This window comes from Streptomyces sp. NPDC012637 (assembly GCF_042954805.1).
In the GTDB taxonomy this organism is placed as follows: Bacteria; Actinomycetota; Actinomycetes; order Streptomycetales; family Streptomycetaceae; genus Streptomyces.
The window spans coordinates 21492-35331 of the sequence record NZ_JBIBDS010000009.1 but is presented as its reverse complement, the minus strand read 5'-3'; the positions used below and the strand labels follow the sequence as shown (position 1 = coordinate 35331).

Below are 13840 nucleotides of genomic sequence, written 5' to 3'. Positions count from 1 at the left end.
GGTCGAACCCGTCGTCAGCGGTACGGGACGAAGCGCACCGGCGTCCCGGGCACCGCCTGCGCCGCGGCCGCCAGGTCCGCCTCGCGGACGACGGCGACGACCGGATAGCCGCCGGTCGTGGGATGGTCGGCGAGGAAGACCACCGGGCGGCCGTCGGGCGGCACCTGCACGGCGCCCAAGGGCATGCCCTCGCTGGGCAGTTCGCCGTCCACGGCACGCTCCAGGGCGGGTCCCTCCGTGCGCAGCCCGATGCGGTTGCTCGCCGAGGACACCCGCCACGCGCGCGTGGCGAAGGACTCCAGCGCGCCGGGCGTGAACCAGTCGTCGCGCGGACCGAGCCGGACCCGCAGGACGAGTTCGTCCGGCGGGCCCGGCCACGGCGGAGCGTCGACCGACCCCCGTACGGCCGTGTCCGCTCCCAACGGCAGCACCGCCCCGTCCGCCAGCGGCGCCGGACCCAGTCCGGACAGCAGGTCGGTGGAGCGGCTGCCGAGCACCGGGTCGACGGCGACCCCGCCGCCGAACCCCACGTACGAGCGCAGCCCGCGCACGGCCGCGCCCACCTCCAGGAGCTGCCCGGCGCCGACCCGTACCGCCGTGCCCCAGGCGGCCGCCCGGCCGTCCACCCGTACCGGACACGGCGCGCCGCCCACCGCCACCGTCACGGCGCAGCGCGGCCGCACCGCGCACCCGGTGAGCGTGGTCTCCAGGACGGCGGCACCCTCGTCGTTGCCGAGCAGCCGGTTGACGAGCCGTGCCGCGCCCGGGTCGAGCGCCCCCGAGCGCGGCACGCCCAGATGGGCGTGGCCCGTCCGTCCCAGGTCCTGCACGGTGGTCAGCGCCCCGGCCCGTACGACGGCGAAGGCACGATCCGTCATCGGCCCGCCGCCGTGAACCGCACCCGAGTCCCGGGCGAGAGCAGCGCCGCGGGCTCGCGGGCCGTGTCCCACAGCACCGCGTCCGTGGTGCCGATCAGCTGCCAGCCGCCCGGCGAGGACCGCGGGTACACCCCGGTGTACGGGCCCGCCAGGGCGACCGAGCCGGCCGGCACGGCGGTGCGCGGGGTGGCGCGGCGCGGGACCTCGTACCGCGGGCCGAGACCGGTGAGATAGCCGAAGCCCGGGGCGAACCCGCAGAACGCCACCCGGAACTCGGTGGCCGAGTGGATCCGTACGGCCGCCTCCACCGACACGTCCCACAGCGCGGCGACCTCGGCCAGATCGGGTCCGTCGTAGCGCACCGGCAGCTCCACGGCCGCTGCCGCGCGCGCGTGGAGCGCGGGAACGTCCCAGGAGCGCAGCTCGGCCGCCAGCCGGTCGGGGACGGCCACGCCTTCGAGCAGCACGGTCCGCGCCGCCGGCACGATCTCCCGCACGGCGGGCAGCGCGCCGGCCTCCCGGCGGCGCAGCAGCTCGGCGTGGAAGGCCTCGGTCGCCTCCCCGCTCACCAGCTCGACGAGCAGCCCGCGTTCGCCGACCCGGTACACCTTGCGGGCCCTCATGCGAAGGCCTCCACCCGGATCCCGGCGGACTCCAGGCCGGAGCGCACCCGGCGGGCGAGCTCCACGGCACCGGGCGTGTCGCCGTGCAGGCACAGCGAGCGGGCCCGAACCGGCACGGCACGTCCGCAGTGCGCGGTCACCACCCCGAACCGGGCCACGGACACCGACCGTTCCACCACCTCGGCCGGCTCGTGCAGGACGGCACCCTCCTGCCCCCGTGGCAGCAGGGTGCCGTCCGCGCGGTACGCCCGGTCGCCGAACGCCTCGCCGACGACGGGCAGCCCGGCCTTCTCCGCGGCCTCGTGCAGCCGCGAGCCGGGCAGCCCGAGCACCGGAAGACCGGCCGAGGCGAGCAGCACCCCGGCCACGACCGCCGCCGCCTGCTCCTCGTCGTGTACCACCCGGTTGTAGAGGGCGCCGTGCGGCTTGACGTACGCCACGGTGGCGCCGGCCGCGCGGGCGAACACCTCCAGGGCGCCGATCTGGTACGCGACCTCCGCGGCCAGCTCGTCCGCCGGCACGTCCATGGCGCGCCGCCCGAAGCCGGCCAGGTCGCGGTAGGAGACCTGGGCCCCGACGCGTACCCCGCGCTCCGCCGCGAGCGCGCACACCCGCCGCATGGTCGCCGCGTCTCCCGCGTGGAAGCCGCAGGCCACGTTGGCGCTGGTGACCACGGACAGCAGCCGCTCGTCGTCGGTGAGCGTCCAGCGTCCGAAGCCCTCGCCGAGGTCGGCGTTGAGGTCGATCGAGACCCGGGTCATGAGAGGTTTCCTTCCTTGTCCCGCGCTGAAGGGCGCGTCTTCCGCTCCGGTCACGCGGCGACGCGGTACTCCGCGTCCCGCACGTCCGTCACGAGCATCCGGCCCGGCGCGTGGCTGATCGCGAACGGCGGCCGGGAGGCGGTCACCGCCGCCTGCGGTGTGACCCCGCAGGCCCAGAACACCGGCACGTCACCGGGTTCGGCGGCCACCGGGTCGCCGAAGTCCGGCCGGTCCAGGTCCCGGATGCCGAGCGCCGCCGGGTCGCCCGCGTGCACGGGCGCCCCGTGCACGGCGGGCAGCAGACCGCTGATCCGGTGCGCGACGGGGACCAGCGCGGCCGGGACCGGCCGCATCGACACCACCATCGGCCCGTGCAGCCGCCCGGCCCGCCGGCAGGCCCGGTCGGTCACGTACATCGACACGTTCCGGCCCTGCTCGACATGGCGCAGCGGCACGCCCGCCTCGGCCAGCGCTCCCTCGAAGGTGAAGCTGCAGCCGATGAGGAACGAGACGAGGTCGCCGCGCCAGTACGAGGTGACGTCGGTGGGCTCGTCGACGAGCCGGCCGTGCTCCCACACCCGGTAGCGCGGGATGTCCGTGCGCAGGTCGGCGTCCGGGGCGAGCGCGGTCCGCCAGGAGCCCGGGTCGGTGACGTCGAGGACCGGGCAGGGCCGCGGATTGCGGGTGCAGAACAGGAGCACGTCGTACGCCCAGTCCGCGGGCACCGCGATCAGGTTGGCCTGCGTGTGGCCCGGGGCCCAGCCGGCCGTGGGACCGCTCGCCCCGGCACGGGCACGCGCGCGTGCCGTACGGGCGTCGGGGACGGCGGGGCCGTGCGCGGGAGTCGTGCTCATACGAGTTCCCTCCCGCGGGTCTCCGGAAGCCCGAACAGGGCGATGACGGCGATCCCGTAGCCGACGGCGCCGAACACCAGCGCCCCGCCGACGCCCCAGCTCTCGGCGAGATAGCCGACCAGCGTGGGGAAGAGGGCGCCGACGGCGCGCCCGGTGTTGTAGGTGAGTCCCTGCCCCGTGCCGCGCACCGCCGTCGGGTACAGCTCGGCGAGGAAGGAGCCGAAGCCGCTGAAGATGGCGGACATGCAGAAGCCGAGCGGGAAGCCGAGGACGAGCAGCAGGTCGTTCGCTCCCTCGGGGATGCGGGTGTAGGCGAGGACGGCGACGGCCGACAGCACCGCGAAGAGGGCGATGTTCTTCTTCCGGCCGAGCCGGTCGGTGAGGTAACCGCCGGTCAGGTAGCCGACGAAGGCCCCGGAGATGAGGAAGGTGAGGTATCCGCCGGTGCCGACGACCGTGAGTCCGCGCTCGGTCTTGAGGAAGGTCGGGACCCAGGTGGCGAGCGTGTAGTAGCCGCCCTGGACGCCGGTCGACAGGAGGGTCGCGAAGAGGGTGGTGCGCAGCAGAGGGCCTCTGAGGACCGCGGTGAAGGAGCCCCGCTCCGCGCTCGCCCGGCGCACCTCGTCGGCCCGCGGGGCGTCCTGGACGTTGCGCCGCACGTACACGACGAGCAGCGCGGGCAGGGCGCCGGTCCAGAACATGACCCGCCAGGCGGTGTCGGCGTCGACGAACTGGAAGACCAGGGTGTAGACGATCACGGCGAGCGCCCAGCCGGCCGCCCAGGCGCTCTGGATGCCGCCGAGGGTGCGGCCCCGGTGCCTGGCGGAGGCGTACTCGGCGACGAGGATCGCCCCGACCGCCCACTCGCCGCCGAAGCCGAGGCCCTGCAGGGCGCGGAAGACCATCAGTGTCTCGTAGTTCGGCGCGAAGCCGCACAGGACGGTGAAGAGCGCGTACGTGACGACCGTGATCATCAGCGCCCGCACCCGTCCGATGCGGTCGGCCAGGATGCCGGCGAGCGCGCCGCCGACGGCGGAGACCACCAGGGTGACGGTGGTGAGGAGTCCGGTCTGCCCCTTGTCGAGGTTGAAGTAGGCGGCGACGGCCACCATCGACAGCGGCAGCGTGAAGAAGTCGTACGAGTCGAGGGCGTAGCCGCCGAACGCCCCGCCGAAGGCGCGCCTGCCGCGCGGCCCGAGGGCGCGGAGCCAGGCGAACGGGCCGGTGTCGTCGGGCCGTTCGCCCGAGGTCCGCCGCTGGGTCTGGGTCGTGCTCATCTGCACCTCGCAGGAGGAAGAGGAGGGTGCGGGAGAGACGTGCTGAAGAGCGGTGCGGTGTCGTTCAATGTAGGGATCGTTCAACGATCCGACAAGAGTCGTGTCGTCACGTTCTTGTTTCCGGCCGGGGTCCTGCGCTTGACTCGACGCGATCGACGGAGGGAACGAGGCACGATGGACGCAATCGGCGAACTGGCGGACGACCGCGCCCTGCTGGGACGCACGAGCACGGCGGAACGGGTCGCCGACATCCTGCGCACCCGGATCGCCGAGGGCTTCTTCCCGCCCGGCACCCGCCTCTCCGAGGAGAGCATCGGCGGCGCGCTCGGAGTCTCCCGCAACACCCTGCGGGAGGCGTTCCGGCTGCTCACGCACGAGAGGCTGCTCGTCCACAAGCTCAATCGGGGCGTGTTCGTGCGGGTCCTCAGCGTCGACGACGTGACCGACATCTACCGCACCCGACGGCTCGTCGAGTGCGCCGTCGTGCACGCCCTGGGCGAGCCGCCGTTCGCCGTCGACGGGCTCGCCGCCGCCGTCGCCGAGGGCGAGCGGGCGGCCGGGCGCGGGGACTGGAAGGGTGTGTCCACGGCCAACATCCACTTCCACCGCGAGCTCGTCGCCCTGGCCGGCAGCGCCCGAACCGACGAGCTGATGCGGGGCGTCCTCGCCGAACTCCGCCTCGCCTTCCACACCGTGGCCGACCCGCGTGCGCTCCACGAGCCTTATCTCATAAGAAACCGGGAGATTCTGGACGCTCTGCGGGAGGGGCGGGGGGACACCGCCGAGCTGCTCCTCGCCCGCTATCTCGACGACTCCCGCGCCCGGATCGTCGACGTGTACGCCAAGGCGGTCGACGACCCGGAGCCGTGACGGTCCCGGCAGCCGCCGGCCAGGGCGGGCGCGGCAACGGGCACGGCGGCCGGCTGTCCGCGGGCGCGGGCCCCGGCGGATGCGGTGCGGGGGGACTGGTGTACGGGAGGAGCAAGCGGCTGGGGCGTGTGGCTGGGGCGTGCGGGGCGGTCGTATAAGCGCCGTTTCGACCGTTGTCATGGCGAGGACCTACTCTGTGCACCGTGACTTCGCCTGCCTCGACGGACCTCGCTCCGCCCCAGCTCAGCGCGGGGCCGCGGCCCGCGCAGGGCCCGGCCGCCGACGAAGGGCTCGCGCGGCGGCTCCGCGCGCTCGCGTGCACCGCCCCGCTGCACGACCTGGACGCCCGCAAGGCCAACCTGGCCGGCGAGTACTCGGTCTACGCGATGGCCGAGGTCGCCCTCGCCGCGATCGACCTGGTCACCCTCAACATGGACTTCGACACCGGTGCCGACAGCGAGCAGATAATCGCCCGGCTGCTGCCCCGCGTCGCCGCCCAGGCCCCCGAGCGCCCCGCCGCCGAACACGAGCGGGTCGCCCGCTGGGTCCTGGAGAACCTGATCAACGTCGGCAGCGTCGACCGCGGCTTCCGCGCCGTCTACGGCACCTTCGGCACCGACGGCGTCTACACGCGTCGCGACTACGACTTCAAGCTCATCGAAGAGGTCCCCGGCTACGGCGGCGGCATCTACCTGCGCACCACCGACGAGGCCGTCAACGTCCTCGTCGGCGCCCTCGACACCGACGTCACCAGCGCCCAGATCGCCGCCGAGGTGAAGCTGGAGGTCCTGATCAACCGCGGCCGCCTCGCCGACGCGCAGCTCGCCGCCGAGCAGGCCCGCTACCGGACGGTGCAGTACGCGGAGACCCTCCGCAAGACCCTCGAGGCCACCCGGCGCAACGTCCGCGCGGTCGACTGGCTCAACACCGTCCCCGACATGATCGCCGAGGCGCTCGACCACGTCGCCGACCGCTACCGCCACGAGAACGCGATCCTCACCAACATCCGCAAGGCCCGCGACGAGGCCGAGGCCGCCTCCGACGCGAAGACCGCCGAGCACAAGCGCCGCGCCGCCGAGCTCGTCGACATCGTCAAGGACTGCATCCGGCGCCACACCCAGCTGCAGTCCCGCCTCCTGGAGGCCGGCCCGCTCTTCCGCGCCGAGCAGGACCGCCAGGCCTTCGCCGCGCCCACCTCGTACACCGGCCTCGACCTCTACGGGCAGCTGGTCGCCCCGATCCTGCCGCTCCCCGTCGAGCAGGCCACCAAGGTCACCGACGCCTTCTTCGCCCACGGCACCGGGCTGCGCACCCCCGCCTCCGTCCGGGTCGGGGACCTCGTCGACCTGCTCCTCACGCCGCCCGTGGAGCGCCAGCACCTCGGCGCCGAGATGCCCGAGCCCGACCTCATCGCCACCCCGGACGACAGCCGCTTCAGCGAGGAACAGCTGGCGGCCGCCATGGAGCTGCTCGACCTGGAGCACGACGCCCCGCGCCGGCTCTCCGGCCTCCTCGCCGAAGCCCGCCGCGGCGGCGACCCCGACCTCGCCTACCTCGTCGCGCTGCTCGCCGTCCACGCCGCGAGCCCGCCGGTCGGCACCGCCTACCGCCAGGGCGAGGAGCGGCTGCTCTTCGCCGTCGACGACGGCACGCCCCTCGACGACCCCGAGTTCGGCGGCGCCGACCTCATCGTGGGCACGGCCCTCCTGGACGCCCTGGGCATGGCCGCCGACCGTACGGAGGCCACGTGACAGCGCCGTCCACCCCGGCGACGGACCCCGCCGACGAGCCGGCGCCGCCGCCCGCCGTGCCTCCGGCACGGCGCGAGGGCGACGCCGGCCGGGCCCCCGGCCCGCGCGTCGGCCGCGTCACCGTCGGGCGGCCCGCCACCGAAGCGCAGGAGCCGACGGCCGACGGCCCCCGCGTGGGAATCGTCGAGACCGGGGCCCCCGCGCCCGCGGACCCGCCCCGGCCGTTCGTACGTGCCGTGCCGCTGCCGCAGGGCGGGCAGCCGGCCGCCGAGGCCTCGCCCGCCGTACCGGCCGTCAGCGTCACACCCGTACGCCTGCCCCTGTCCCCGCCCGAAACCGCCGCACCGACACAGCAGCACCGTCCCGAGGAGCCCCAGCCGTGAGCGAACACCACGTCGAGCACACCGACGCGTGGAGCGAGCCGGAGGCCCCGCGGGCGGCCGCGCCCACCGCCCTCACGCCCGCCGACGCGGCCGACGCGGCACGGCTCGTGTCCTTCGGGCTCCAGCCCAAGCTGCTGCCCGCCCGCGACGCCGAGTACGCGGAGCTGCTCCGCCGCTACCGCGAGGACCCCGGCTTCGCGCGGCTCGCCGACGCCGTCGCCACCGGACTCGGCCTCGTCGTCCTGGAGGTCTCGCCGCGCGCCGGCATGGCCGTGACCGCCGGCGAGGACTCGGTCTTCGCCGTGCGCATGGGCGACTACGCGCGCCGCGCCTCCACCGACTCCGCCGACCGCTTCCTGCACGGCCTCGCCCACCTCGCCGTCGCCGCCATGGCCTTCCCCCGCCCGGAGGACCTCGCCGACGACGGCTACATCGGCCGCCTCACCGTGAACGGCGTGGACGCCTTCGTACGGCAGGCCTGCCGCCGCCTCGAGGAGCGCGCCGAGGAGCAGGGCGAGAACACCGACCCCGAGACCGACGCTCCCGGCCTGGAGGCCGCCTGGCGGATCTACGCCCGCCGCAGCGCCACCGGGGCCACCAAGGACGCCCGCCGCCTCGCCGGCTCCACCACCGGCATCGTCGGCAAGGCCGTCGCCTTCCTCACCGACTCCGGCTTCCTCCAGCGCACCGGTGACGAGTCCGGCGGCTCCTACCGCACCACCGCCCGCTACCAGCTCCAGGTCCGCGACATGGCCGGCAGCGCCGCCATGGCCGAGCTCCTGGAGCTGGGCGTCGTCCCCGTCAGCGACGGCTCCGCGACCCTCCTGCCGCCGCCCGAGGGCGACGACCTGGAGATCGCCGCCGACGCCGGCCTGCCGTTCCACGCCTGACCCGAGCCACCAGAGAGACGACGAGAGTCCGCCCCATGTACGAGCTGTCCCGGGTACGCCTCTACTCCATCGGCCCGGCCGGTGCCCGCTACGCCGACACCGTCCTTGACCTGCGCGGAGTCGGCGCGCCGGTGCCCCGCCCCGCGCCCACCCAGGCGGAGTTCTTCGAGGAGGAGCCCGTCGGCCCGCCGCGCCGCCCCGCTCCCGCCGGCGTGCTCTTCCTGGAGAACGGCGGCGGCAAGTCCGTCCTGCTCAAGCTGATCTTCTCGGTGATGCTCCCGGGCCACCGCAACACCCTCGGCGGCGCCAGCTCCGGCGTGCTCCGCAAGTTCCTGCTCGCCGACGACTGCGGCCACGTGGCCCTGGAGTGGCAGCACACCCTCACCGGCGAGCTGGTCGTCGTCGGCAAGGTCAGCGAGTGGCGCGGCCGCCAGGTCTCCAACGACCCGCGCAAGTTCGCCGAGGCCTGGTACTCCTTCCGCCCCGGCCCCGGACTCAGCCTCGACAACCTGCCGGTCGCCGAGGCCACCTCGGTCCGCCCGCCCGTCGAGGGCGCCTCGGGCGCCACCGGACGCCGCCGCACCATGAAGGGCTTCCGCGACGCGATCACCGAGGCCGGCAAGGCGTACCCGCACCTCGAGGTGTCCTGGGAGGAGATCCACGACCGCTGGAACGAGCACCTGGGCGACCTCGGCCTCGACCCCGAACTCTTCCGCTACCAGCGGGAGATGAACGCCGACGAGGGCGAGGCCGCCGGCCTCTTCGCGGTCAAGAAGGACTCCGACTTCACCGACCTGCTGCTGCGCGCCGTCACCGACACCCGTGACACCGACGGCCTCGCCGACCTGGTCAGCGGCTTCGGCAACAAGCTCGGCCGGCGCGCCGAGCTCACCGCCGAGCGCGACTTCACCGCCGGCTCCGTCGACCTCCTGAACCGCATCGTCGAAGCCGCCGGGACCCGCGCCCGCGCCCGTGACGTCCACGCCGCAGCCGAGCGCCGCACCCGCACCCTCGCCCGCCGGCTCTCCGCCCGCGCCGCGGCGGAACGCGGCCGCACCGCCGAACTCGCCCAGCAGGTCACCTCCGCCGCCCACGCCGTCTCCGAGGCCGAGACCGCCCGCGACCGCAGCGCCCTGATCGCCTCCGAACTCGCCTTCCGGCACGCCTCGCTCGCCCTGGCCGCCGCCGAGAAGGGCGCGGCCGCCCAGCGCCGCGAGCTCACCGACGCCCGCACCCTCCACTCCGCGTGGCAGGCCGCCGAGTCCGTGCTCCGCCACCGCGCCGCGAGCGACCGCTCCGCGCGCGTCGCCGCCGCCATCCGCGAGGCCGAGCGGGACGCGGCCCCGGCCCTCGCCGCCCGCGCCAAGGCCGCCGCCGACCTCGTACGGGCGCTCGCCGCCGCAGCCGAGGAGGGCGAGCGGCACGCCGCCGAGGAGGAGGAGCGTTCCGCGGCCCTCCAGGAGGCCGGCGAGGCCGCCCACCGTGACGCCACGGCCGCCGCCACCGAGGCCCAGCGCGCCCGCAGCGAGGCCGGCCACCTGCGCCAGCGGCTCGCCGAGGTCGAGCAGGAGACCGCCGAGGCCGTCCGGGCCGGCTGGCTCGACGACACCGCCCCCGACGCCGACCCCGCCCGTGCCGCGCTCGCCGCCAGCGACGCCGAGAAGACCACCGTCGCCGCCTGGGACGCGGCCCGCGAGGCCGCCCGCACCGCCACCGAACGCGCCCGCGAGGCCGCGGCCGCCGAGTCCCGCGCCGAACTCGCCGCCGCCCGTGCCGCCGACGCGGCCGAGGCCGCCGAGAACGCCTACGACGCCGAGCGCCGCGCCGCCGAGTCCCTCGCCTCCGACCCGCGCCTCGCCGAACTCCTCAGCCTGCCGGACACGCCCGCGTCCGCGCTGCCGGGCCAGCGGTCCGGCGCGTGGGGCGACGACGGCACCGCCGCGCCGGCGGTCGGCTCCGGCACCGACGGCACGGCGGCCGCCGCGCCGGACCACCCCGGCTCGCCCGACACCCCCGCCACGGGCACCGGCGCGGCGTTCGGCGCGACCCAGGGCGCCCACCGGCCCCAGGGCCCCCTCACCGTCACCGACTTCGACCGTTACGCCGACGAACTGCGCGGACTGCTCGACCGCTCCATCGCCTCCGCCGAGCGCCAGCTCTTCGACCTGCGCACGGCCGCCGCCGACGACAACCGCATCCTCGGCGCCCTCGGCGACGGCGGTCTGCTGCCGCCCGGTCCCGACGTCCTGGCCACCGTCGAGTACCTCGGCGAGCACGGCATCCCGGCCCTGCCCGGCTGGCGCTACCTCGCGCAGGCCGTCGACCCCGTCGACCACGCCGCCGTCCTCGCCGCCCGCCCCGAGCTGGTCGACGGCGTCGTGATCACGGACCCCGTGTCCTACACCCGGGCCCGCGAGGTGCTGAGCGGCGCCGCACTGCTGCCGCGTTCCACCGTCGCCGTCGGCACCGCCGCCGCGCTGCTCGCCCCCGTACCGGCTCCGGACGCGGGCCAGGACGGTGACGTCTTCCTCGTGCCGCCGAACCCGGCCATGCACGACGAGCACGCCGCCGACGAGGAGCGCCAGGCGCTGCGCGCCCGTGCCGCCGCCCGCGACGAGGAGATCCGCACCCTCGCCGCCCGGCTCACCGGCGACCGTTCCCTCGCCGCCCGGATCGGCGCCTGGCGCGCCGACTGCCCGCCCGGCATGCTCACCGAGCTCGCGTCCGTCGCGGCGTCGGCCCGCACCGCCGCCGAGACCGCCGAGGCAGCCCTCACCGAGGCCCGCACGGTACGGGCCGAGGCCGACGAGACCGCCGCCGACGCCACCCGGGTCCGGGACGAGCGCCAGGAGGCCGCCCAGCGCGCCCGCCGCGTCGCCGACGCCCTGGCCGGCCTGGCCTTCCGGCTGCGCGAGCGCTCCGCCTGGCAGGCGAAGCTGCGCGAACTCGCCGACGAGGCCGCCGAGTGCGAGGCGCGCGCGCAGACCTGCCTGGAGCGCGCCCGCGCCGCCGACGAGGACCGCCGCGCCGCCCAGCGCACCGCCGACGACGCCCATCGCACCGCCCGCGCGCTGCGCGCCGAGCGCGCCGAGATCGCCGGCGCGCCCGAGAACCTGCCGGAGGAGGACGCCGACGCGCCGCGCGCCGCGCTGCCCACCCTCCGCGAGGCCTACCGTGCCGCCTCCCAGGTGTACGAGAAGGTCGGCGTGGGCGCCGACCTGCGCGCCGAGCAGGCCCGCGCCGAGAGCGACGAGTCCGCCGCCCTCGCCGAACTGGACCGGCTCACCAACAAGGTCCGCACCCGCGCCGAGCAGCTCCTGGAGTCGACCGACGGCGCCGACGGCCCGTCCCGGCAGGCCGCCGCCGCCCGCGCGGAAGCCCTGGTGCAGAAGCTCGAGACGCGCGCCTCCGAGGCCAGCGAGAAGCTGGGCCGGCTCCGCGGCGAGGCCGAGCGCCTGGCCCCGGAGGACGGCGAGGCGCACACCGAGCTGCCCGAGGAGCTGGTCCCGGCCGACGCCGAGCAGGCCCAGATCCTGCTCCGCACCGCCACCTCCGAGCTCGCCGCCCGCACCGACGCCCTGGAGGCCGCGCGCTCCGCGCACACCGGTCTGCTCCAGGCGCACCGGGCCGCCGAGGACGCCGCCGGCGGCTTCGACGAGACCGCCGCGCTCCTGCGCGACCTGCTCCGCGACCACACGGAGGAGGAGCAGGAGGAGCCGGAGCCGTACCCGGGTCCGCTGGCCGAGGCCCGTGAGTCGGCGTCCGAGGCCCGGCGTTCGCTGCGCGGCTGCGCCGCCGACCTGTCGGCCGCCGACGCCTCCGTCCGCGAAGCCGGCGACATCCTCGTACGGCACGCCAACTCCACCCGCTTCGAGCAGGTCCGCACCCCGGCCCGGCAGCAGATCCGCGAACTGCCCGCCGCCGCGCTGCCGGAGCACGCCGCCAAGTGGGCCGAGGCCTTCGCGCCGCGGCTCCGCGTGCTCACCGACGAGCTGGCGCAGCTGGAGCGCAACCGCGACTCGATCGTGGACCGGCTGCGCGGCCTGGTCGAGTCCGCGCTCGCCACGCTGCGCTCCGCCCAGCGGCTGTCCCGGCTGCCCGAGGGCCTGGGGGAGTGGTCGGGGCAGGAGTTCCTGCGCATCCGCTTCGAGGAGCCCGACCAGGCCACGCTCACCGAGCGTCTGGGCGAGGTCGTCGACGAGGCGACCCGCGCGGCCCTGAAGAAGAACTCCGACCTGCGCCGGGACGGCATGTCCCTGCTGCTCCGCGGTGTGCAGGCCGCCCTCGAACCCAAGGGCGTCGCCGTGGAGATCCTCAAGCCGGACGCGGTGCTGCGCGCCGAGCGGGTGCCCGTCGGGCAGATGGGCGACGTCTTCTCCGGCGGCCAGCTGCTCACGGCCGCCATCGCGCTCTACTGCACGATGGCCGCGCTGCGCTCCAACGACCGGGGCCGGGACAAGCACCGGCACGCGGGCACGCTGTTCCTCGACAACCCGATCGGCCGCGCCAACGCCACGTATCTGCTGGAGCTCCAGCGGGCGGTGTCGGACGCGCTCGGCGTCCAGCTGCTGTACACCACGGGCCTGTTCGACACCACGGCGCTCGCCGAGTTCCCGCTGGTCATCCGGCTGCGCAACGACGCCGACCTGCGGGCGGGCCTGAAGTACATCAGCGTGGAGGAGCACCTGCGGCCCGGTCTTCCGCAGCCGAGCGCGGAGGGCGAGACCATCCACGGCGAGATCACGGCGACCCGGGTGTTCCGCCGTACGCCGGTGGACACGGCTCCGGCCGTCGTCGAGCAGTAGCGGCCCTCGGCCGGGCCGGAGCGGCGACCGGAGCGGCGACTGGCACGGCGGCGGCGACCGGAGCGGGACCGGACCGGCGACTGGCACGGCGGCGGCGACCGGAGCGGGACCGGACCGGCGACTGGCACGGCGGCGGCGACCGGAGCGGGACCGGACCGGCGCCGGCGACCGGAGCCGCCACCGGACGGTCACCGGAACGGAAAGGGCCCGGCCCCCACAGGGGACCGGGCCCTTTCGGCTGACTCCGGCTCAGGCCGCTTCGGAGAGGGGCGTGTGCTCCTCCCGGCGCCGCTCGCGGCGCGGGCCGCGGACCGCGCTGCTCGGCTCCGACACGACCCCGTTGCGCTGGCGCCACACCTGGCGGGTGATCCAGACGTCGAGCACGCTCCAGGTCGCGACCACGGTGCCCGCGAGCGCCGTGACGGTCATCGGGAACGCCAGCCACGACCCCGAGACCGAACAGAAGAAGGCGACCATCCCCTGAATCAGCGTCACCGACGTGATCAGCACGGCCCGCACCGCGGCCCTGCGCACCGGATCGGGCATCCGCCGCCGGCCCCTCTCGTCCTCCACCCACAACTGCCGCACCGGTCGCGCCTCGTGTCCCATCGCGCTGTCTCTCCCCACCACCGACGTCTCCAAGGTGGCTGCTGCCCGTCTTGCGTCGCTTTACGCGGACACAACCCTCCCCGGTACAGAATGACGTACGACAGCGGGAAAAGGTTTCGCCGGGGTACCCCTCACGCCG

11 protein-coding genes are annotated in these 13840 nt (G+C 75.7%); 5 read left to right on the top strand and 6 right to left on the bottom strand.

Going from position 1 to position 13840, the window contains the following annotated elements:
- Positions 1-14: 14 nt before the first annotated feature.
- Genes ACFY8W_RS30920 through ACFY8W_RS30900 form a run of 5 tightly spaced genes read right to left on the bottom strand, consistent with a single transcriptional unit; the run spans position 15 to position 4393 of the window.
- Positions 15-878: a 5-oxoprolinase/urea amidolyase family protein gene (locus ACFY8W_RS30920; protein ID WP_391112338.1), complete on the bottom strand. Its 864-nt coding sequence runs from the start codon at positions 876-878 to the stop codon at positions 15-17.
- Entirely contained in the window at positions 875-1501 is a 627-nt protein-coding gene (locus ACFY8W_RS30915) for a carboxyltransferase domain-containing protein (protein ID WP_391112335.1), read from the bottom strand. The genes ACFY8W_RS30920 and ACFY8W_RS30915 overlap by 4 nt, the downstream gene beginning before the upstream one ends.
- Positions 1498-2262, bottom strand: a complete 765-nt coding sequence (locus tag ACFY8W_RS30910) for a 5-oxoprolinase subunit PxpA (RefSeq protein WP_391112332.1) — start codon at positions 2260-2262, stop codon at positions 1498-1500. The genes ACFY8W_RS30915 and ACFY8W_RS30910 overlap by 4 nt, the downstream gene beginning before the upstream one ends.
- Before the next feature lie 50 nt (positions 2263-2312).
- A complete protein-coding gene (locus ACFY8W_RS30905) occupies positions 2313-3116 on the bottom strand; it encodes a putative hydro-lyase (protein WP_391112329.1) in 804 nt (267 codons plus the stop codon).
- Positions 3113-4393, bottom strand: coding sequence for an MFS transporter (locus ACFY8W_RS30900; protein ID WP_391112326.1), 1281 nt, complete (start codon positions 4391-4393; stop codon positions 3113-3115). The genes ACFY8W_RS30905 and ACFY8W_RS30900 overlap by 4 nt, the downstream gene beginning before the upstream one ends.
- Positions 4394-4567: 174 nt before the next feature.
- Between ACFY8W_RS30900 and ACFY8W_RS30895 the strand changes: the two genes are divergently transcribed.
- The 5 genes from ACFY8W_RS30895 to ACFY8W_RS30875 all read left to right on the top strand — a co-directional run bounded on the left by ACFY8W_RS30895 (position 4568) and on the right by ACFY8W_RS30875 (position 13092).
- Positions 4568-5263 carry an FCD domain-containing protein gene (locus ACFY8W_RS30895; protein WP_391112323.1) on the top strand — a complete coding sequence of 232 codons (696 nt, stop codon included), beginning with the start codon at positions 4568-4570 and terminating at the stop codon, positions 5261-5263.
- Between the two features lie 203 nt (positions 5264-5466).
- The gene (locus ACFY8W_RS30890; protein ID WP_391112320.1) at positions 5467-7014 is read left to right on the top strand and encodes a hypothetical protein; all 1548 of its coding nucleotides are present in this window, start codon (positions 5467-5469) and stop codon (positions 7012-7014) included.
- Positions 7011-7397, top strand: coding sequence for a hypothetical protein (locus ACFY8W_RS30885; RefSeq protein ID WP_391112317.1), 387 nt, complete (start codon positions 7011-7013; stop codon positions 7395-7397). The genes ACFY8W_RS30890 and ACFY8W_RS30885 overlap by 4 nt, the downstream gene beginning before the upstream one ends.
- Positions 7394-8287 (top strand): hypothetical protein, encoded by an 894-nt coding sequence (locus ACFY8W_RS30880; RefSeq protein WP_391112314.1) that lies wholly within the window; start codon positions 7394-7396, stop codon positions 8285-8287. The genes ACFY8W_RS30885 and ACFY8W_RS30880 overlap by 4 nt, the downstream gene beginning before the upstream one ends.
- A gap of 35 nt (positions 8288-8322) precedes the next feature.
- Positions 8323-13092: a hypothetical protein gene (locus ACFY8W_RS30875; RefSeq protein WP_391112311.1), complete on the top strand. Its 4770-nt coding sequence runs from the start codon at positions 8323-8325 to the stop codon at positions 13090-13092.
- 249 nt (positions 13093-13341) lie between these two features.
- Here the strand turns inward: ACFY8W_RS30875 and ACFY8W_RS30870 are convergent, their stop codons facing one another.
- Positions 13342-13701 (bottom strand): hypothetical protein, encoded by a 360-nt coding sequence (locus tag ACFY8W_RS30870; protein ID WP_391112309.1) that lies wholly within the window; start codon positions 13699-13701, stop codon positions 13342-13344.
- Positions 13702-13840: the final 139 nt, after the last annotated feature.